The organism is Spirosoma pomorum (genome assembly GCF_054776615.1).
The window spans coordinates 17,605-38,315 of sequence record NZ_BAAHBP010000041.1 but is presented as its reverse complement, the minus strand read 5'-3'; the positions used below and the strand labels follow the sequence as shown (position 1 = coordinate 38,315).

Genomic DNA, 20,711 nt, shown 5'->3' with positions numbered 1-20,711 from the left:
CTGATGTACACGCAGCCCACAGTGGTCCTACTCTGTTTCAACGTTTCGTATGTCTTACCAACCGCTAACGGTTTCGACGCCAGGGCGTATCTGCCTTTTTGGTGAACATCTGGATTACCTGGGCCTGCCCGTCATTGCTGCCGCGATCTCCTGCCGCATTCAAATCACTGCCGAGCGTATTGCCACCCCCGATGTTATTCTAGAATTGCCTGATATTGGTAAAGAGGAACGATTCAGCCTGGCAACCTTGCCGCTAACGTACCAGAACGACCGCGATTATTTTCGATCGGCTGTTAACGTATTGCTGCGATCAGGCTTCTCGTTTTCGAATGGGATCGAGGGCGAAGTGCGGGGCGAAATTCCCATCAATGCCGGTACGTCAAGTTCGTCGGCGCTGCTAATCAGCTGGTTGAACGTACTGTGCCGCCTGGCCGATGAACCTAAACGGCTGTCTGCTACCGAGCTGGCTGAACTGGCATACAAGGCCGAGGTACTGGAATTTGGCGAGCCGGGCGGCATGATGGACCATTACTCGACGGCGGTTGGGGGCGTCATTTACCTGGAATCGCAGCCTAAAATCCACCTGGAGCCATTTTCGCCTGCTTCACCGGCGGCTCAGCTCGGTACGTTTGTGCTTGGCAATTCGCAGGACCCGAAAGACACGATCGGAATTCTGGGCCGGGTGAAATTCGGTATGTTACGTATTGCTGATCAGCTGAAAGCCATGAACCCGGCGTTTTCGCTGCACAGGACTGCGATTACGGAGCTCCCCGAATACAAAGACGTATTGACCAAAGATGAATACGTTCTGCTGAAAGGTACCATCGAGAACCGGGATATCCTGCGCGAAGCGCTGGATACATTACGAACGCCCCACGAACTAAGCGGTGGCCTGAACCACGAGAAACTCGGGCAGCTCCTGACTGATCACCATGCTAACCTCCGCGATGCGCAGCAGATCTCGACGCCCAAAATCGATCGTATGCTTGAAGCCGCGCTAAGCGCCGGGGCATTGGGGGGTAAAATTAACGGGTCGGGTGGGGGAGGTTGTATGTTCGCCTATGCTCCTGAAAATCCCGAAGAGGTAGCCGAAGCCATCGAACGCGAAGGCGGCCGCGCATACATCGTCAGCGTTGCCGCCGGAACTACGTGTTTGCAGGATTTAACGGTAGCGGAAGAATAAATGAGTTGAGTAGTTACGTGGTATTCAGAAAGCTGTTTGACGTATACTGCCAGGTGTTTTGTCATTCCGAGGAACGAGGAATTTTCGAAAAAGGTAGATAAAACTCCTGCTCAGTGAAGATTCCCCGTTCCTCGGAATGATAAACAACGTAACAATTTAGGGAGTAAGCTCCTCCAGGTCGACTCGGCGAAAATAGGCTTCGGCTCCTTCGGTTTGTAGCAGAATTTTCCCTTCGCGGACACTGGCATCAGTACCCTTGGCCACGACTACACCATTGACGATGTGCGTGCAGACACCGTCTTTCGAAATAACCTCTACCCGGTTCCACTCGCCAGTTGGTTTTTCGGCATCCCGTTTTTTTGCCATTCGTACCCAGGGGCCGGGAGTATTTCGTTTGCCGTCGACTACAAGGGTGGTGCCACCCACCAGCCAGAAATCACCCACGTCACCTTCCTGAATCTGACACTCGATGCCCACGGGCCAAACCCGATCTTCGGTATTCAGGGGAATATTGTACATAATACCGTTATCGCGTTTGGCGGTGTCGCGTGGAGCGTAGCGATGAGTGCCCCACTTAAATTCGACTGTCAGATGATAGTTGCGGTAGGCTTTTTCAGTGCAGATGTAGCCAAATTCTTTACCGGAGACGTGGATAATACCGTCCTCGACCGTAAAGACCTGCGCCGGATCTTCGTTTTTCTGGCGTTTTTCGAGAAAAACGTACCAGCCGGAGAGGTCTTTACCGTTAAATAGACGCTGTTTTCGGGGCGGAACGGCACCAACGAATAAAAATATACCAATAAAGGCAGAGAGTATACAAAGCTTCATACTAGCCAAAGAAGTGATTCAACCGGCTCTACTTTTAAATTAGTCAGAGAACGATGAACTAGTAACGTTTTGCGCGTACTAGATCACGATCCGAAACTATAAAATGATGGTGATGATCTATATCAGCCTGTCTTTAGGTTGTGTTGGCTGGCCGAAAAAGGCGAACTTGCCGTCTGCGAGAATCTGCTGGGCAGTAATCTAATGATGATGCAACGCTCCTCAGATTCTTCAATACGTTCCTACTCAATGGCGAAAAACGAAACCTCTTCTGCTTCCTTTGCGGACACAAAACCCCACTACAACATACTGGACGGATTACGTGGCGTAGCCGCCATAACAGTTGTCTGTTTTCACGTCTTTGAAGCTTTTGCAACCAGTCATTTAGATCAACGAATTAATCACGGCTACCTGGCGGTCGATTTTTTCTTCATTCTGTCCGGTTTTGTTATCGGCTATGCCTATGATGATCGATGGGCAACGATGACGGTGAAAGACTTTCTCAAGCGTCGGTTTATCCGGTTGCATCCCATGGTCGTTATCGGGGCAATTATCGGCGCTGGGATGTTCTACTTTCAGGGCTGCTCGGCCTGGGACGTATCGAAAGTGTCCGTAACGATGCTGACTGTCGCCACTCTGATAAATGCGCTGCTCATTCCGGCAACCCCCGGCTTTGAGATTCGGGGCGTTGGCGAAATGTACCCGCTCAATGGGCCGAGCTGGTCTTTGTTTTTTGAATACATCGGTAATATGCTGTACGCATTCGTTCTGCGTAAGCTGCCGACCAGAGCTCTTTCTGTACTTGTTTTGTTGGCAGGCTGTGGATTAGCCGTGTTTGCCATCTGGGGGCCCTACGGCGATATATGCGTTGGCTTTTCCCTGACGGAAGAAAACATAATCGGTGGGTCGTTGCGGATGCTATTTTCTTTCTCAGCGGGACTATTACTATCGCGGGTCTTCAGACCTGTTCCGGTCAAAGGGGCTTTCTGGATCGGTGGCCTGTCCATTGTTGTTTTATCCGCGATACCACGAATTGGCGGTAGTGAGCAGCTGTGGCTGAACGGGGTGTACGATACAGTCTGCTCCGTAATTATCTTTCCTCTATTAGTTTACCTTGGTGCTTCAGCAAGGACGACAGATCAGCTAACCACCCGGCTGTGTAAGTTTTTGGGTGATATTTCGTACCCGCTGTACATGGTACATTATCCGTTTATCTACCTGTATTACGCCTGGGTTAAGAACGAAAATCTCACCTTCGAGCAATCGTTTCCTGGGGCGGCAGCGCTTGTTGTTGGGTCTATATTACTGGCTTATATATGCCTGAAGCTATATGATGAGCCCGTACGTAAGTTGTTGACAAATCGTCTTCTGCGGGTAAAAAGGAATGCTCATTAACGTAACAAAATCTCTCGAAAACTGCTGCTAACAGCGCCGAACGGGTAGCGGAGATGTTACAAGATGTTGCGCTTTTAATTTTGTTTTTGGGACTCTTTCCCTACGTTTAAATCAATTCGGTAGCGCGAATGCTACGTACTGATTTCCTTTTTTTGTGCCGAGCTTAGTGCCTCCGCAGGCAATGACAACGTATTGTTTGCCCGCCACCTGATAGGTACTGGGCGTAGCGAAACCAGCGGCCGGTAGTTCGGTTTCCCAGAGGGTTTTTCCGGTTTTCCGATCGTACGCCCGGAACATTCCGTCTTTGGTCGCGGCAATGAATAACAGGCCGCTGGCGGTGACGACCGGACCACCGTAATTTTCGGAGCCAGTGTTGGTAATACCCTTTTCTTTCAGCGACTTCTCTTCGCCGAACGGAATTTTCCAGACGTAGTTTCCCGTATTCAGGTCGATGGCATTGAGCGTGCCCCAGGGGGGCGAAATGGCCGGTAAGCCTTTGCTGTCGAGAAACTTGTTGTAACCCGTGTTACGATACGGTAGGTACGGCTGTTTGCTGCCCGCCGACACCGTCACTTCTTTTTTCTCGTCCCCGAACAGGAAGGCAACCAGCGCCTGCTTCTCGTCGGCGGTGAGCGTCGTGAAGCCCGGCATCATGCCTTTGCCGCTACTGATTGTCTGCATCACGTAGGCCCGGTCGCGTCGGGCTTCGATGTTGACCAGCGAGGGATAGCCACTCTTTACGTTGCCTTTGCGATTGGCACCGTGGCAAGTCGTGCAGTTAACGGTATAGATTCTCTCGCCTGCTGTTAGGTGAGCTAATTCGTCCTGTTTGGGCGTGTCGACCATCGTCAGGACCCAGGCCATTTCGTTGCTGTTGACGTACAAAATACCGTTTGGGTCAACGGCGGCCCCGCCCCACTCGGCCCCACCATCGAAGCCCGGAAAGATCAGCGTTCCGGCTTTGCTGGGTGGCGCAAACCGTTGCCGATGCTGTTGCCGAAACCGGGCGATGAGCGTATCGCGGTTGTCAGCATAGGGACTAATGTCTTTCTCCGTCAATGTGTTGGCTTGTCTTGCGAAAGGAAGCGGTTTTGTTGGAATGGGCTGCGTTGGCCAGGGTTTCTCGCTACCCAGCCCGGTTGTTGGAACGGGAACCTCGTTGATCGGGAAAAGCGGTTTCCCCGTTACGCGGTCAAAGACGAACACGTAGCCGTGTTTAGTCACCTGCGCTACAGCGTCAATTGATTTGCCGTTGTGCTTGATCGTCACCAGGTTGGGTGGCGCGGGCAGGTCGCGGTCCCAGATATCATGGTGAATAAACTGGTAGTGCCAAAGCCGTTTGCCCGTCCGGGCATCCAGTGCCAGCAGGCAGTTGGCATATAAGTTTTGCCCCGGCCGATTTCCACCCCAGAAATCGAAAGCCGCCGAGCCGGTGGGTACGTATAGAATTCCCCGCTTCCGATCGACGGACATTCCCGCCCAGTTGTTGGCCCCGCCAACGTACGTATTCTGGTACGCATCCTTGGGCCAGGTGGTGTAACCGGGTTCGCCGGGATAGGGGATGGTATGAAACGACCAGGCCAGCTTTCCGGTCCGGACGTCAAACGCCCGAAGATCACCCGGTGCGGCATCGGCTCCTTCCGACAGACGTACGGGCATGACGATCAGGTTCTCGAAGATGGTGCCGGGCGTGTTCGAGATGATGAATTTCTCTTTAGCCGCTTCGGGCAGACCCGAGTGCAGGTCGATTCGACCGTTGTCGCCAAAGGTTGGAATGGGTTTTCCGGTTTTGGCATCCAGCGCGTACAGATGCTGTCCAATCGTGTGCAGAATGCGCTGGTCATCACCACTGCGCCAATACGTTACGCCCCGGCTGGTACTCATCGAGCTTTTCTGGCTGTCGCCAAATCGCCATAGCTCTTTTCCGGTAGCCGCGTCCAGCGCGAAGGCCCGCACCGCCGACGTAACGCCGTACAAAACTCCATCAACGATGATTGGATTCACCTGCATTTGTCCCGTATCAAGTGCCGCATACGACCAGGCTACCTGAAGTTTCTGAACGTTTTCGGGCGTAATCTGCGTCAACGTGGAGTAGTGATTACGGTCGCCCCCGCCCAGGTATTCCGGCCATTCGTTGGACGAGGCTGTTGAATGATCAACGCTGAGCAACTGACTAGCGGAAAGGAGAACGACTGCGCCGAAAAGAGCAACAAGAGAAATACGTTTCATCAACAGACAAAGGCAGGTCCATCCAAAAGATACGCATTAGAGCGGAATACTCGTCAAACTGAATCTGCCTGCTGGCTTTCGGATGAATCGGCGAGTAGGATAACTGGTTATCCGAATCGCTCTTCCAGCCAGCGCACGGCAAAACCAACCAGGCCGGCGGCAGGCAAAAGAGCTGAGGGAGCTTGACCAATGAGGCCCCGCTGTCCCTGACCGGTTGCCAGAAAGTCGTTGGCAATCGTGCTAAAATAATCGTCCGCCAGCCCATCGACGACCGGATCGACCGTGTCGAATTCTTCGATCATCCGCCAGACAACCTGACCGTTCAGTAGTAGCGGTACTTCCATCCGGCGGATGTGTTTTCCCGGAATCTGGGCCAGGTGTTCAGCGTGGTGCAGTAGACTGATGGTATCCAACGGGGCTCCGATCACCAGGACTTTGCCCGCTGCTGCAACGAGTTTCGCAAACGGGGAACCTGGACCGTAACCGTAATCGAGGGGGTGATCGGTGGTAAACCACTTGGCCTGCCCACCGATGGCGATAACGGAGGCACCTGGATTTTTGCTTCGTTCGGCACCGGGCGTTGTGCGGACAAATTCAGCAAAGGCGCCATGATCCCGACTGGCTCGAGAGCGGACCGGATCAAAAGGCGGAATATCAGGTTTCAGGGAGTCGGGGAGTCGTCCCCGTTCGTCAAGGGCGTCTTCGTATTGCTGATCCCAGTTGACGTAACAGAGCAACGTACCATCGGGGCCAAGTACGTCGATCAGGGCACCGATCAACGTATCAGGACCGTTGATAAGTGGCCCAATTCCCCGCATCCCGGCGTGTACCATGACAGCGTCGCCTTGCTGGACACCCAGCGCGCGAATATGCTGGCTGAGTAACCGACGCGTCCAGTAATACGTGTCACCAAGTAGGAACATGAAAAGCGGGTATTCGATCTAAAGAAGTCCGGGCAGGATTATGTAAGTCAACAAAATAATTGTCTGAAACTAATAAGTTCACCACTTTCCGTAGATAAGTACCTGCTGAGTGCGCCCATATTGCATCCAAACAACTGCTTCTAAAACCATCCACCCTAGGTTTCATTAAAAGAGTGGAATAGTAAGTTTAAAATACTAATTAAATCTATCGAAGAACAACCTAAACTTTCCTTGCGCAATAGAGAAACTTTGACGTTCAGATACGTCCTTATAAAAATCAATGCATCCAGAGTGAAAATCGATTGATCTAACTTCTCCAGTAGCATAGGCAAAAGAGTAATTCTTGGAAATAATCTCCTCAGAAAAATGGCGCGCCTACGTAATCACTTGTCCTTCACGCAGCGGAAACCCAAATTGTTACTGCCGCTGCTGACTTCGCCCTTGCCCCGGCTACCGGCTTTGTAGCGGATGCAGTATTGGTCGCTACAGAGGAACGAACCTCCGCGCTGTACTCGCTTCACCGCGCCCGGTTCTTCGGGATCGTAGCTGTCGGCTGGCCCCTGGGGATTCTGCTGGGCGCTGACAGCGTAATAGTCGGGCCGGTAATAATCCTGACACCACTCCCAGACGTTCCCTTCCATATCGAACAACCCGTACGCATTGGCCGGAAAGGATTTGACCGGCGCTATACCCGCATAGCCGTCGTCTTTGGTGTTTTTGTCCGGGAAATGACCCTGATAAATGTTGGCGACCCATTTACCGTTTGGCTTTTGTTCCTTGCCCCAGTAATACGTTTGGCTGTCCTGGCCACCCCTGGCCGCAAATTCCCACTCGGCTTCGGTGGGCAGGCGTTTTCCAGCCCATTTAGCGTAGGCGGCCGCATCCTCGTAGCAAACATGAACGACGGGTTCGCTGGCACGGCCTTTCAAATTACTTCCTGGCAAATCGTTTCCTGGCCCAAACGGTTGTTTCCAGCTAGCGCCTTCCTGATAATTCCACCACTGGAGCGGGTTAGATAGCGAAACGGCCTGCCCAGGGGGCGTAAACACCGCCGAACCCGGAACGAGCTTATCGGCCGGAACACCCGGGTAATCATTGGGGTTGAGCGGGCGCTCAGCCACGGTAATGTAGCCGGTCGTTTTGACAAACTGAGCGAACTGCGCATTCGTTACCTCGTGTTCATCCATCCAGAAACCTGCTACTTTAACAGCATGAACCGGTTTCGTATCGGCAAACTCCGTAGAGCCCATCTGAAAGGTGCCGCCCGGAATCCAGACCATTTCATCCATACTGCCATCGCTTGCGGGCGTGACTGATGCTGCCTGCCGAATAGTCATCTGTCGCGAAGGCATTCCCTTGGCGGCACAATGAGCAATGCTGTCGGCTGTCTGTTGGGCCAGCTGGTCGGACGATTGCTGGTTCTGGCAACTGAACAGCCAACCAGCGAACGTAACAATCAGCGAGTTAATGAAGAATTGATTGCGTAACATGGAGTCAGCCCATTTACCTTACTTACTCTTTGCCAATAATTGAAGCGCTTCGGCGTCCTTGTATTCGACCATCAGCGCTTTCAACTGAGCTTTCAGGTCGGTCGTGATCGTTTCGTAGCCAGGTTTTCCAAACAGATTATTGACCTGTTTGGGGTCCTTTTTGAGGTCATACAACTCCCAGGTGTCCAGGCCGCCGTAGAAGTGGACCAGCGTGTACTGGTCGGTGCGGACGCCAAAATGCGGGTAAACATGATGTGGTTCCGGGAACTCGTAATAGTGGTAATAAGCTGCCTTACGCCAGGGCGTATCTTTTCCCGTCAGCAACGGCGCGAACGATTTTCCCTGAATGTCGCCCGGAATCGCGGTTTTTGTCATGTCGAGCAGGGTGGGTGCCCAGTCGATGTTTGACACGATCTTCTCGACTTTAGTGCCAGGTTTGATGACGCCGGGATAGCGAATGACGAACGGCGTTTTCAGGGATTCTTCATAAATAAACCGCTTGTCGAACCAGCCGTGCTCACCCATATAGAAGCCCTGATCCGACGCGTAAACGACAATTGTATTCTTCGCCAGCCCCGACTGATCCAGGTAGTCCAGCAGTTTGCCGATGTTTCGATCCAGAGAACGAGCCGTGGCCAGGTAGTCGCGCAGGTAACGCTGGTATTTCCACTGTACCAATGCATCACCACTGAGTTTTTTCTCGTCGAATTCCTTGCTGACCTTTCCTTCGTAGTAGGCCATAAACTGCTTTCTCTCCTCGGGCGAAAACCGGTTGTAGATACCGCTACGTTCGTAGTCGGCGTGGACTTTCAGGTCTTCTTTCAGGCGCATCGTTTTGTCGATGGTCATGTCCTGTTTGGCAGCCGCTTCCCGATTCTGATAGTTGTCGTGAAACGTGGAAGGCAGGGGAAACGTAACATCATCGTAAGCGCCTAAGTCCTGTAAGTCAGGCAGCCACTCGCGGTGGGTGGCTTTATGACCAACAACCATGAAAAAGGGTTTGCTGGCGTCCCGTTTTTTGAGCCAGTCGAGCGAAAGATCCGTGACTACGTTACTGACGTAGCCCTTGTGCCGCACCGTATCGCCCGAACCGTTAACGAAATCGGGGCTGTAGTAATGGCCCTGACCGGGTAATACGTCGAGGTAATCGAAGCCGTGGGGGAGACTACCCAGGTGCATTTTTCCAATCCAGGCCGTCTGGTAGCCATTTTTCTGCAACTGTTCTGGGAAGACGGGCTGGTTAATGTTAAACTTCCGTTCGTTCAGCGTATAGCCGTTCAGGTGGCTGTATTTTCCCGTCAGTAACGTAGCGCGGCTGGGACCGCAGATCGAGTTCGTAACGACGTTGTTGAGCAGAATAGCCCCCTCGTTCGCAATCCGGTCGATGCTGGGTGTTTTCGCCAGTTTACTGCCGTAAGCACTGATGGCCTGGTAAGCGTGGTCGTCCGAAAAGATAAAAATAACGTTCGGGCGCTCTGCTGATTGAGCCAGGGCACTACCCACGAACAGGCACCCAGCTAGGGCGATGCAGTACCGGACACTGTGTTGAAATCGACGGACTAGTTGGGTGAACAGCATACGGAAAAACGTAACGGGGTTTAGGTAGAGATTTGGCTACATGAACGAATTCATGGCCGATTCATTGGCCAGTTCTTCCGCATGTTCTTTGCCCAGGTACCGATCAATGAAAAAGTGCGCTACGTAGAGCAGGGGCGTCAGGAGGATAGCGGTCGTGGCTTTGTACATGTAATTGATTATTCCCACGGCCAGCACCTGCGTCAGCGACCAGTTGCCAAAAACATAGAAGGCAATGCCCAGCACCACGAACGAATCAACCAGTTGCGACACTAGCGTGGAGCCGGTGGCCCGCAGCCATATTTTCTGACTGCCGGTAATCCGGCGCAGCGCATGGAAAACCGATACGTCCAGAATCTGTCCGATCAGGAAAGCCGTCAGCGAGCCAATTATAATGCCCAGCCCCTGCCGAAAAATCATCTGGAAAGCATTGTTGATATTGATGGGCTGCCCCGCACCATCCGTCGCGTTTACGTCAAGCCAGAATTGAGCGGGGGGCAAGGTCGTTACGGCGTAGATCACCACGAAGCTATACGCCACGAAACCCGCCGTCAGGAACGAAATCCGCCGAACGCCCGCCTTGCCGAAATACTCGTTGATGATATCGGACGTAACAAACACGAATGGCCAGATCACGGCACCCGCCGTCAGGTTAAAGTCCAGCACGAAATCGCCGAAGAGACGAATATGAGCGGGTTGCGTCCCCAGCAACGTTTCGACCGAAAAAATCTTGACCCCAATGATCTCCGCAATCAGCGTATTGGTGAGAAAAATCGCGCTGAGGAAGATATATAGGTTCGTACGCTTATTGGTAAAAGAATAGGAGGGCATGAGTACGTGATGAGTACGTGACAGATTAAGGACGGTGGTTATTTGCGCTTATAAATACCGGCCGTTGCCGTTTTCTCGTAGCGTTCGGCTAGGGCGGGGGCTCGCTGAAACAGTTTGTCGATTACGTTCTCGTGATCGACGATATAGTCCGGCGGATCTTTTCGAAAATGGTCGAAAACGTTGATAACGGCTTCGTAATTATCCAGATTCTTTAAATCGTATTTGGCGAGGTCCCAGTTCAGGTAGGGTGTGGCAGGAAGGTTATTCCGGTAGGCGCTTAGGTCCTCCCCGATAATCAGTACGTGCTGATTCTGAATCGTACGGGGCAGGGGCGAGGGCTGCACCTGAAGCTGCGTCAGTCGACCCAGATCACTGCGGGGAATCAGGCCAAGCGCCCCCTGATAGAACAGCAATAAGATCAGCGCCATCGCTACGCCAAACGCCACTTCGCCCAGCCAGGCTTTACGAATATTTTCGAAGTAGAACACGGTAAAATAAGCCATGGGTGGCACAAAACTCAGTAGTGACATGGGAGCCAGAAACGGCGTCAGCAGGGTAGTCAGCACGGCGGTAACGAACCACAGCATCATGATCTGCTGTACCCGCTGCTGAAAATTAACGTAACGACTGGTCGTACTGAACAGGCTCAGGAAGCCCAGTATGCCCAGGCCCAGCGGAATAATCAACGACGCGATCAGCGACTGAAAATCAGACAATGAATACTGCCGAACCCGGAACACCGACGACAGCAGGTTGCGGTTGAAATCGTCAAGACTGTCTTTGAAATAATAGAACAGGACCGTAACCGCAATCGGGAACAGGAAGCCGGACAAAGACAGCGAATACTGCCGGAACGTAGCGCCCGTGTAGAGCAGCAGCGAAATAATGGCCCACAGAATGAACAGCGCCGACGGTAAATAGAACAAAGCAGCAATACCAATGTAGAAACCAACCTCGAACACCTCATCCGTTGCACCCCGGCGCTCCATCTGCCGGATCAGCGTACCAAAAGCCAGCAGCAGAAAACTGGTCGACATCAGAACGGGAGATAACGTCAGGCAGTCGAACGAGAGGTGTAGAAACAGCATATACACCAATCCCGGCCAGAAAGAACGGTCTGGAAATACGTCGCGGTTGTTAGTCAGGTAGTTGAAGTAGACCACCTGCAGGATCGACACCACCGTGGCTGCTATGTGTAAGGCCACGGGCGACCGTCCGGCAACGGTATGCAACCCCCAGTATACCAGCGCTGAGAGCGGGCTGATGCTATCCCAGATGTCGTGGTACAGCAGGCCGCCCTGGCTCATTTTTTCGCCAACCAACAACCAGTTCAGTTCGGGTGTCAGCAGGGGAAACGGATGGAGCAGCAGGGGCAACCGGATCAGCAGGAACAGACCCAGCAGGCTGACGTATTGATACGGGAAATAAGCACGAAAAAAGCGTAACAACGGACGGAAAAGAATTAGTGACCCCTGCGAAATTACGGCCAATTTCGGCAGAATGGAAAAACCTGCGGATATTTGCAGCTATCTCCCAGAAGTAGGCCGTCTGGCGGGTTTACAAATCGGTGGGTATAACTGACAGCCCGATTTGAGGACAGCAGACAATGCTTCTGGCAGGGAATCAACAAAGTCAGTTTACCGGCGTTATAGGAGGGAGCACTGACTCAATTACAGCATCATGGAATCGAAACGACAACAGAAGGTAGCCCGGCAACTGCAGAAAGACTTGAGCGAGATATTTCAGCGCGAGGTGCCGCACCTGTTCAACGGAGCTTTTATTACGGTTACCAACGTGCGCGTTTCGCCCGATTTGAGCGTTGCCCGCGTGTACCTGAGCTTTCTGGCTACGAAAAATAAAGATCTCCTGCTCGAAACGATTCAGGAAAAAGGGAAAGTTATTCGGCAGCACCTTGGCGACCGCGTTCGGCACCAGCTTCGGATCGTGCCCGAGCTAGTATTCTTCCTGGACGACACCGCCGAGTACGCCGACAAAATGGAACGACTGTTTTCTGGTCTCGACATCCCCCCCGCCCCAAAGGAGGAAGACGAGGAAAATTAAAGAGTGAAAGGGCGATTTTCGCACTGGCACGTTTCACTAGTAGAAAGCAAATGAGCGAAAGTATGAAATAGCGAAAGAGCGATTGCACCGGATGGCTTCGCTCTTTCACTCATTCATACTTTCGCTCTTTAACACATGAACCTCCCCACCTGGATTGCCCGTCGGTATTTTTTCTCGAAAAGGAAGCGCAGTTTCATCAGCTGGCTATCGGTACTCTCCATGCTAGGCGTGGGTGTAGGCACGATGGCGCTGGTGGTCGTGCTGTCCGTCTTTAATGGGATGGAGGAGTTAAACCGGCAGATTTTTAAAACCTTCGAGGCCGATATGACCGTGTCGCCCCGGCAGGGGAAACGCTTTCTGGCCTCCCCGGATCTGCTCAAACGCCTTCGTCAGACGCCGGGCGTGTCGCTGTTAACGACCGTAGCGCAGGATAATGCCCTGGCCCGTTATTCGGATGGACAAACAGTGGTTCGGCTGAAGGGAGTCGAAAATAATTACCTGCAACGCCAGCAGCTCGACTCGGCTATGATCGATGGGAAACGGATGCTGGAAAAAGACGGCGTCAACTACGCCGTAGTAGCCGCGGGTGTGCAAAGTGATCTCAGCATTTCGGTACTGGATATTCTGGCTCCCCTGGAAATTCTTTATCCCCAGAGCGATCAGTCATTCAACGCCCTGAATCCCGACGCGTTCAACAGCGCTTATCTGACCGTTTCTGGTGTTTTCTTCATTGAATCGCGGTACGACAATTTCGTATTAGCCCCCATCGACGTAGCCCGCGACCTGTTTGGCTACGCCGAAAACGAGGTTACCTCGCTCGAAATCCAGCTTACGCCGGGCACCAACGAGAACGTAGCCAAACAGGCGTTGCAGGACGTAGTGGGCGAAACACTACTGGTGCAGAGCCGCGATGACCTGAACACGGACCTCTATCGAACCATCCGTATCGAAAAACTGCTTGTTGCCCTCACGCTGGGCTTTATCATTCTGGTGGCTTCGATCAATATTTTCTTTTCCCTGTCGATGCTGGTGGTCGAAAAGAAAGAAGATATCAAAATCATGTTTGCCCTGGGAGCAACGTCGGGTCTGATCCGCCGGATTTTCCTGACGGAAGGGGCCATCATTGCACTGTCCGGTGCTTTTGCCGGCCTGGTTTTAGGGATCGGCATCTGTCTGGCGCAGCAACGGTACGGCTTTATCCGAATGGGAACGGTCAGCTCAGTAATCGATTCCTACCCCGTCCGGCTCGACACCAGCGACATCATTCTGACGGCTATTTTAGTCACTGTGTTGACAATGCTGACCTCCTGGTTCCCGGCGCAACGTGCCGCCCGAATCGGGACGATCTAGAAGCTAGGAAGCTGTTTGAGCTAGCTAGCGATTTGAGTTGAAGCATTTGTCATTCCGCCGGTAGGCGGAATGACAAAAACGAATTTGCAATTAGGCGTTAACGCACTTTCAGCAACTGACTTACCGCTACGGGGCGGCCGTCCTGCGTAACTCCCTGCACCGTAACGCGGAGTAGCTTCGCCGTATCGGATAAAGGAATCCGGAACGACGTAATACCCGATTTGTCCGTAGCCAGCAGGGGGCGCCAGGCCAATACGTCCCGCTGGTCGGGAAGACCGCTGGTTGACTCTGACAGAGCGCCGTATTTAGGTACGTAAAAGGTGCGTTCGCCGGGGTAACCCTGCACCATCAGGTCAGCCTGGTTTGGGTTGGTGCCCGTCTGCCCGAATCGTGCTTTCTTAGAGTAAAAAGCAATAATACCATTTGCCCCGCGAGCGCCAAAAACAGAGGCTCCGGCGTTTTTGATTAAATCAATACGTTCTATCTGCGTTGGATCCAGCATCATCAACGCGTTTCCTTCGTCGTTCTCCGACAGATACGTTCCGTCGATCATGTACAGGGGAGCTATTTTCTTTAGCTTCGCGTTGGCGGATAACATACTGATACCCCGAACGGTAACCAGATAACCACCACCCGCATTCGCTGTGTTGGGACGGACCTGTACGCCCGTCAGTTGGGCCGCCAACATCTCATAGGCATTGCCGTACGCCCGCGATTTTTCGTCAAATAGTAACGTAACGTCGGCCTGGCCGTAAATAGCGTTCTGCTGAGCCTGACGGGCGGCATCCAGATTAGTCGCCCGGACCGTTACCTCCCCTAACTGACGCGCTGACCGTTCCCGGTAGCGGTCTGGGGCGTTGGGTTGCCGCTGCTGTCTACTGGCGATCAGTGAAGAGGCTGGAAGAAAAGACGGTTCCGAGGATTTCGCAGGAAAATAACCGCCGGGCTGGTCAAGCCGAACCTGAGCCGAATTGATTGGTTTGAAGGAAGCCGTCATGATCTGAGGCCGTAAATACATTGTATCCTGCATGCTGAGGCCATCGATGAGGAAGTGGCCTGATTGATCGGCGCGGGCCGACCGGGCAAAGGATTCCCCGCGGGGGTTGGTGAAGGTCAACAGGACAACCGCACCCGGTAAAGGTTTCTCATTTTTGTCGATGATCGATCCACTGAGTCGTTGCCCCGATGAGGACGCCAGTTCATTGGATGGTTCTGGCTGACCAGTCGGGGTCTGCCAATTGAAGCGACGCCAGCCCTGCGTCAGTAACAAGTCGTCCAGCGCTTTACGTCCGTTCTGTCCACTTGGCTTTACGTATTGATTGGCCTGTTCGATACGACCTTTCAGTTCCCCGGCCAGCAGAAGATGCGTCCGGATATCGGCCGTGATGGAATCGGGAGTGAGTTGTGATTCGTCGGTTACCGTGGCGGAGCCGGTAATAGTGAGCGGTTCATCAAATCCATCGGCAATACGTACCGCCAGCTGAATGGTTTCGCGGGGGAGATAGCTAGTCTTATCCGTGATCAACCGGGCCTGTACCGGAAGCTGCGGGTCTGGAACAAACACCAGCCGCTCCTGCTGAGCCTGCCCCTGCGCATTGTACAGTGTCACCTGCGCCAGTCCGGCGGGGAGTTTCGCCACCGGAATCGCCAGACGAGCTTTGCCAGAACGAAGTTGTAGTTTGGTTTGCTGGACGAGTTGCCCCCGGCTTTGTATTGTGATGTATACGGGCTGCTGGGCGAGCGGGGCCGATGCCTGTATGGCTAGTTGCAGCTGAGTACTGTCCGTGATCATGTCTGCCCCAAGCACCAGGCCATTTTGTTCTACCGTTGGTAAGTTTATTGGCTGGATAGGGCCTGCACCGACGTCAAAAATTGCCTGGTACGTTGTTCCTGCCTGGGGCGTTACAGCGATGCTGCCCAGACCAAAGCGATTCGTGCTGAAACGCCCCTGTTCTGTACCCGCCTGATTGACAAGCCGCCCCGTAACGGCTACACCCCGCCCCTGTTTGTCAATGGCTTTGATGCCTAGTCGCGTTGGCAAGCCACCCACCCAATGACCACCTTCCGGTAAAAACTGTACGTCCAGCGAATCGGACGGGCTATGCGTATCCGCACCAGATACTTCAGACGACGGAGAATTTGGATTACTGGTTATCACCGTCAACGTCCGTTCGAAGGCGGGTCGGGCGTTACGTACATCCTGTTCTGAGTAGGCCTGTAAGCGGTACGTGCCTGTCGCCAACGAATCAGACAACCGCAGCCAGCCTGACGCCCGGCCTTCCTGCACGCGTACCCACTGATGACTCAGGACGCGTCCCGCCGGAGATAAAAATTCCAGATGCAACGGAATATCGCCAGCCGGCTGCGCGCTTACTACGGGCTCGTGGGTTTGCGGATCGAGAGCGTAACCGCTGAACCAGAGCGTATCGCCCGCCAAATAAATACCTTTGTTCGTCTGGACGAAAAGGGCAGGGGCGTTGTGCTGCTGCTGGCTGGTCCATCGGCGGGCCACTTCCCGGCTGATTGTGTCAGGGGGTAATACCGTTCCCTCGTTCGGCAGTGAAGCAATTGTCTGAGTGGATGAGGAGGCAGGCTTCCAGTCGGCCGGCAAGAGGGTCGATAACCGATCTTCACTCATGGTACCCCGGATTTCCAGCCCATTCGGCTGCGCTACCCAGCCGTCGGTTGTTACCAATGCCGCCTTGCCTTTAGGGAGATAGATAAGCGAATAAGCATAAGGCATTTCTTTGTACGGCATCATACTCCCCGCCCGCTGACGGGTGTAGAATACTTCCAGCGGTTTGGTACTACGCAATTGCCGCTCGGTAGCCAAATCCGCGGGTTTTATAATGCTGTCTGGCTGAGCAACTGCCGTTGGCATACGTTCGGCCCGTTGCACTACCGGCACATTGGGATTAGCAGGTACCGCAAAATTAGCCTCGTACAACAGGAAGCCTTCTTTTTCGTACGTTCCTGCCACCAGGCTGGTCAACAAATGGCGAAATGAGCCCTGGTAAGCTTTCTGGCGATTTTTCTCCCAGCGCTGCGCCTGTTCAGCGTTATCGGGGGCCAACACCTCAAATCGGCTCGTGCCCGCGTAGTACGTAATGCCCCGGAACGAGTCAAAACGCAGCAGACTATAATGCACCCGGTATCCCAGCGCCAGATTCTCGATGATCAGCGGTTCGCTGGCCTGCGCTGTCAGTTTTCCGTCCTGACTTGTCAGGGTAACTGTTTCTATGTTTTTGATCTGGCACCGATTGGCAAAGGGGGTATTGCCAAGCAGCTCGCGTTCAAACACGCGGACCATCCGGTCATACGCTTTAGTTCGTCGGGCGGTGACCGTAACGGACTGTAAGGATTTGCTTTCCGGTTTGAGGCTGATCGACAGCGTACGAGCCCCCGTCAGCCGGATGGTTTGTCGGTTGGTATTGAAGCCCAATGCACTCGCTACCAGTTCGCAGGTTCCAACTGGTAAGCCATCGAGCTGATAGTTACCCTGCGCATCAGCCGTTGTTCCCTGAGTTGATGCGTTCAGGTAAATACTGGCGAAAGGAACGGGCTGGTTGGTCGACGCGTCCACGATCCGGCCGGTCAGTGTGACAGTGGTTGACTGTCCAAAAGCGACGGTCAGCGTTAATGCCAGAAACAGAAATAGACTTAAAAAACGTGCGTTCATGTCGTCACAGGGGCTAAAACAGTAAGTAATCGCTAGCTGTCTGACTGCCAGTGACTATTAATAGTGAAAAGCCATCAGGGAACGCTGGTTACTCATTGAAATATACTCATTGGCGAATTGTCTGCTAGCTATTGGTAAGCCCGATAAATAATGACTGGATTTCCTGCGTAAATAGTTCGTTTCTCGGCGGTCATACCATTCTTAAGCGCCACTGTTTGTGAGGGAATATTTTGCTCGTGAATAATTGAAATCAGACTGTCGCTAAGCCCATTGGCAAAAGCGTACCGCCGACAGGTAATGGCCGCTTCGGTGGCGTACCCCTGGTTCCAGAACTGAGGCAAAATAGAGTAGCCGATTTCTAACTCCTGTATTCCATCAACAACCTGAACTAGTAGGCCGCATTGCCCAACAAAGGCTCCTGTCTTACGGTCGATAAGTACGTTCATGCCCCCTTTATGGTGTTGGTAGCGGTAGAACGTCTTTTCGAACCATTGCTGGTAATTTAAAACTGGGTCAGTGGGTTCTCCCTGCCAGTACCGGGTAGCCTCTGGGTGGTAGTAAAAAGGAAGCCACAGATCAAAATCGTCGGGCTGCAAGAGCCTGAACCGGAGTCGCCCCGATTCATGACCGGTCAACAAGTAAGTCATACCAAAAAGTAAGACGCAGTGCCTGAATAATCTCTCTGAAAAGCCAACGGTGGTATGCCATCAATTAATAGGATTGCCGTCCGGCAGGCAATGGTACCGACTGTCGACATACTGCAGTTGGATTTCGGAGCTTATTTAAAGCTAAAAACGAAGGGGAACAGAAAAATAACTACCGCGCTCCAGATACTGTATATTGGCAGGAAGAGCATCATGGATTGACCAATGAACGAGAGATCGTTTTTGCGAGTCATCGCGCCCCAAAGGCGAACCGCGACAACGACCAGATGGGCTAATATTAGGACATTACCGCCCAGTACGGCCAGTCGGTTTGGCGTTATGCCCCATTCGGTGATCCGAAACAATACAGCCGATAAAGCAATGCCGTTAACCAGAATAGTTGCCGCTGACAGCAGCAGGAGAATAATAACCTGAATAGGTTTTTTGTTGGTAGGCGACGCTTCGGCTACTGAGAAAAAGGTAAGCGCCATTACGCCGATCAGTAGTAGGTTGAAAATCAGCAGAAATTCCCGGTCATGGTACGGATCCTTTCCTGAGCTGATGGTCGCAACCAGGTAAATCAGCAGCATGAGCAGGGCGATTGGACTAAAAAGATTGGCAATGACCGGGGCTACCTTATTGACAAGTCCTGGTTGAACCTGAGTAAGAAAGGTGGCCACAATCGGTACGGCCGCTAAGCCGCACATCACGACGTAATTGAAATAGAATTTCTGGATGTGCCAGCCAATCAGTTCAAACAGCCCAATCGTAATCGCTGTCGTCAGGCCACCTGCAATCAGCAGTAAAGCCGTCATAACGGCCAGTTCACCGTTGTAGCGTAGGAAGCCAAGCCAGTTTACTCCTTTCTTAAAGCTACCTCCGCCAAAGGCAAATCCCAGAAGCGACCATAACCACAGGGGTAAATGAATGCAGGAAAGAAGCAGCGTATCGCTGGTTGGTCCTTTGGGAAGTAAGTTGATAAATCCAGCTGCTAGCAGGACGAAACCGGTCAACCCGGCTGCCGTCTTGCCTGAGATCTTATTTTTCCAGGCGAAATAGGCGATCAGCACAGGGAATACAATAAAGCCTACGTTGCGCTGGAAAAAAAACTCCTGATTCAACGACAGCAATTCAGGCAGCTTGGCTAAAAGTGCCGTTAGCAGAGAAGCACCGATAACAAACGTTCGTTCGCTGGTCGTACCCCAGAACAACTCTTCCTGGCTATAATTTAGGCGCTGGTACCAGCCCTCGGCCAGTGGATTGTCACGTAGTTGAGGGTAAAGGTCGTTGAAAGCCGTTCTGAACGTCGGCTTGTTAGCCCGATACAACGTTTCCAGTTGTCGGGGGTTGTCCAGGTTTAATAGGATGTCGTCACGCATTGGAGTATGTTGTTTGGTTGAAAGTACTTTGTATTTAAGAGTGAAAGGCGAAAAAAATTAGAGGCTTTTGTTGGTTAGAATTAAACGCTCTAGTGCATCTAGGTGATTTCGGAAGGCTGCGGTGCCCTGTTCAGTTGCCTGGTAGCGGGTATTGGGCTTCCGGCCAATGAACTGCTTTTCCGCTTGCAAATAACCCCCCTCTTCCAGCGCTCGCAAATGACTGGATAAATTACCGTCGGTCAGTTGTAACGTCTGCTTCAGAAACGAAAAGTCGGCGCTGTCGGCTGCCAGAAGGACCGACATGATACCCAGGCGGGCGCGACTCTCGAAGTCTTTGTTGATATGTTTTATGTAGTCGTTCACCGTTCTGACCAGTAGGCTGTACGGTCCGTCAGCGCACTAACGAACCGTTGTGATTGATGGGTAGCATTTATTTTTGATAGTAACGATTTTATCGTTTTTCGTATCGGAAGTACAGTAGCGTGCCATAGAGGATATTCAGTATTCCAAATCCGGCTCCCCAGGCCAGCAAGCCGTAATCGACCCAGAATCCGACCAGTAAACCGAGTATAATTTCACCTATACCTAGGTAGCGAATTTCGGCAAACGTGTATTTACTGCTGTTAAGCATCGCCAGACCGTAGAATACGAGCATGGCGGGTACTACCAGATAAACGATTTGATGATACACCAGTATCAGACAAAATACCCCGCCCGCCAGCAACGGAATGCTTAGATTGCTGAACAGACGCTGCCCCTGAAGATGCCAGATAGACTCCTGCGCTTTCTGCGCCTTAACGTAGGTTAGAACGATCACTGAGCCCAACGCCAGCACCAAAGTAATAAGAGCGACTACCACCAGGAATGTGCCTGTTTCGGCGGGTAGATTACCTCGACACACATCAGCGTACGTTACGTCTTTCTGGTGCAGATACCCATAAACGATTCCCACGCTAATCAGCGCCAGCAGGCCAGCTAGTATGCCCGATAACCCACTCAGCGACGTAAAGCGGGAGGAGCGTTGCATAAGGCTACGAATCTCCTGTAAGGCTGCGAGTTCTTCCTGATGTTGTGCCATGTAAAGTACTTTGTGATTCAAAGTTATAATTATTTTCTATTGTGCAACAGTCGAGTCGAAAAATTTAAG

16 protein-coding genes are annotated in these 20,711 nt (G+C 52.5%); 4 read left to right on the top strand and 12 right to left on the bottom strand.

What is annotated here, in order from left to right; translation table 11 throughout:
- The first annotated feature begins 49 nt into the window (after window positions 1–49).
- Entirely contained in the window at window positions 50–1,183 is a 1,134-nt protein-coding gene (locus tag ACYVAD_RS25510; protein WP_461142385.1) for a mevalonate kinase family protein, read from the top strand.
- Between the two features lie 156 nt (window positions 1,184–1,339).
- Here the strand turns inward: ACYVAD_RS25510 and ACYVAD_RS25505 are convergent, their stop codons facing one another.
- Window positions 1,340–2,011, bottom strand: a complete 672-nt coding sequence (locus ACYVAD_RS25505) for a 3-keto-disaccharide hydrolase (protein ID WP_461142384.1) — start codon at window positions 2,009–2,011, stop codon at window positions 1,340–1,342.
- Between the two features lie 246 nt (window positions 2,012–2,257).
- On the opposite strand from ACYVAD_RS25505, the gene ACYVAD_RS25500 reads away from it, so the two are divergent.
- Window positions 2,258–3,403, top strand: a complete 1,146-nt coding sequence (locus ACYVAD_RS25500) for an acyltransferase family protein (RefSeq protein ID WP_461142383.1) — start codon at window positions 2,258–2,260, stop codon at window positions 3,401–3,403.
- Between the two features lie 111 nt (window positions 3,404–3,514).
- Here ACYVAD_RS25500 and ACYVAD_RS25495 read toward each other — a convergent pair whose 3' ends face one another.
- The 6 genes from ACYVAD_RS25495 to ACYVAD_RS25470 form a co-directional block, all read right to left on the bottom strand.
- Window positions 3,515–5,632, bottom strand: a complete 2,118-nt coding sequence (locus ACYVAD_RS25495; protein WP_461142382.1) for an outer membrane protein assembly factor BamB family protein — start codon at window positions 5,630–5,632, stop codon at window positions 3,515–3,517.
- A gap of 107 nt (window positions 5,633–5,739) precedes the next feature.
- Window positions 5,740–6,555, bottom strand: a complete 816-nt coding sequence (aac(3), locus tag ACYVAD_RS25490) for an aminoglycoside 3-N-acetyltransferase (protein WP_461142381.1) — start codon at window positions 6,553–6,555, stop codon at window positions 5,740–5,742.
- Window positions 6,556–6,938: 383 nt separating this feature from the next.
- Window positions 6,939–8,045: a formylglycine-generating enzyme family protein gene (locus ACYVAD_RS25485; RefSeq protein ID WP_461142380.1), complete on the bottom strand. Its 1,107-nt coding sequence runs from the start codon at window positions 8,043–8,045 to the stop codon at window positions 6,939–6,941.
- Window positions 8,046–8,063: 18 nt separating this feature from the next.
- Window positions 8,064–9,623: a sulfatase family protein gene (locus tag ACYVAD_RS25480; protein WP_461142379.1), complete on the bottom strand. Its 1,560-nt coding sequence runs from the start codon at window positions 9,621–9,623 to the stop codon at window positions 8,064–8,066.
- Between the two features lie 36 nt (window positions 9,624–9,659).
- Complete coding sequence (locus ACYVAD_RS25475) at window positions 9,660–10,451, bottom strand: queuosine precursor transporter (protein WP_461142378.1); 792 nt, start codon at window positions 10,449–10,451, stop codon at window positions 9,660–9,662.
- Window positions 10,452–10,489: 38 nt separating this feature from the next.
- Window positions 10,490–11,899, bottom strand: a complete 1,410-nt coding sequence (locus ACYVAD_RS25470; protein ID WP_461142377.1) for a hypothetical protein — start codon at window positions 11,897–11,899, stop codon at window positions 10,490–10,492.
- 232 nt (window positions 11,900–12,131) lie between these two features.
- Here ACYVAD_RS25470 and rbfA point away from each other — a divergent pair, with 232 nt between their 5' ends.
- Both rbfA and ACYVAD_RS25460 read left to right on the top strand, forming a co-directional pair.
- The gene (gene rbfA, locus ACYVAD_RS25465) at window positions 12,132–12,512 is read left to right on the top strand and encodes a 30S ribosome-binding factor RbfA (RefSeq protein ID WP_461142376.1); all 381 of its coding nucleotides are present in this window, start codon (window positions 12,132–12,134) and stop codon (window positions 12,510–12,512) included.
- 135 nt (window positions 12,513–12,647) lie between these two features.
- Window positions 12,648–13,862: an ABC transporter permease gene (locus tag ACYVAD_RS25460; protein WP_461142375.1), complete on the top strand. Its 1,215-nt coding sequence runs from the start codon at window positions 12,648–12,650 to the stop codon at window positions 13,860–13,862.
- Between the two features lie 97 nt (window positions 13,863–13,959).
- Here ACYVAD_RS25460 and ACYVAD_RS25455 read toward each other — a convergent pair whose 3' ends face one another.
- The 5 genes from ACYVAD_RS25455 to ACYVAD_RS25435 all read right to left on the bottom strand — a co-directional run bounded on the left by ACYVAD_RS25455 (window position 13,960) and on the right by ACYVAD_RS25435 (window position 20,642).
- Window positions 13,960–17,541, bottom strand: coding sequence for a carboxypeptidase regulatory-like domain-containing protein (locus ACYVAD_RS25455; RefSeq protein WP_461142374.1), 3,582 nt, complete (start codon window positions 17,539–17,541; stop codon window positions 13,960–13,962).
- A gap of 128 nt (window positions 17,542–17,669) precedes the next feature.
- Window positions 17,670–18,188: a GNAT family N-acetyltransferase gene (locus ACYVAD_RS25450; RefSeq protein ID WP_461142373.1), complete on the bottom strand. Its 519-nt coding sequence runs from the start codon at window positions 18,186–18,188 to the stop codon at window positions 17,670–17,672.
- Between the two features lie 131 nt (window positions 18,189–18,319).
- Entirely contained in the window at window positions 18,320–19,564 is a 1,245-nt protein-coding gene (locus ACYVAD_RS25445) for a hypothetical protein (protein ID WP_461142372.1), read from the bottom strand.
- A gap of 57 nt (window positions 19,565–19,621) precedes the next feature.
- The gene (locus ACYVAD_RS25440; protein ID WP_461142470.1) at window positions 19,622–19,867 is read right to left on the bottom strand and encodes a winged helix-turn-helix domain-containing protein; all 246 of its coding nucleotides are present in this window, start codon (window positions 19,865–19,867) and stop codon (window positions 19,622–19,624) included.
- Window positions 19,868–20,015: 148 nt separating this feature from the next.
- Window positions 20,016–20,642, bottom strand: coding sequence for a hypothetical protein (locus ACYVAD_RS25435; protein WP_461142371.1), 627 nt, complete (start codon window positions 20,640–20,642; stop codon window positions 20,016–20,018).
- Window positions 20,643–20,711 lie beyond the last annotated feature (69 nt).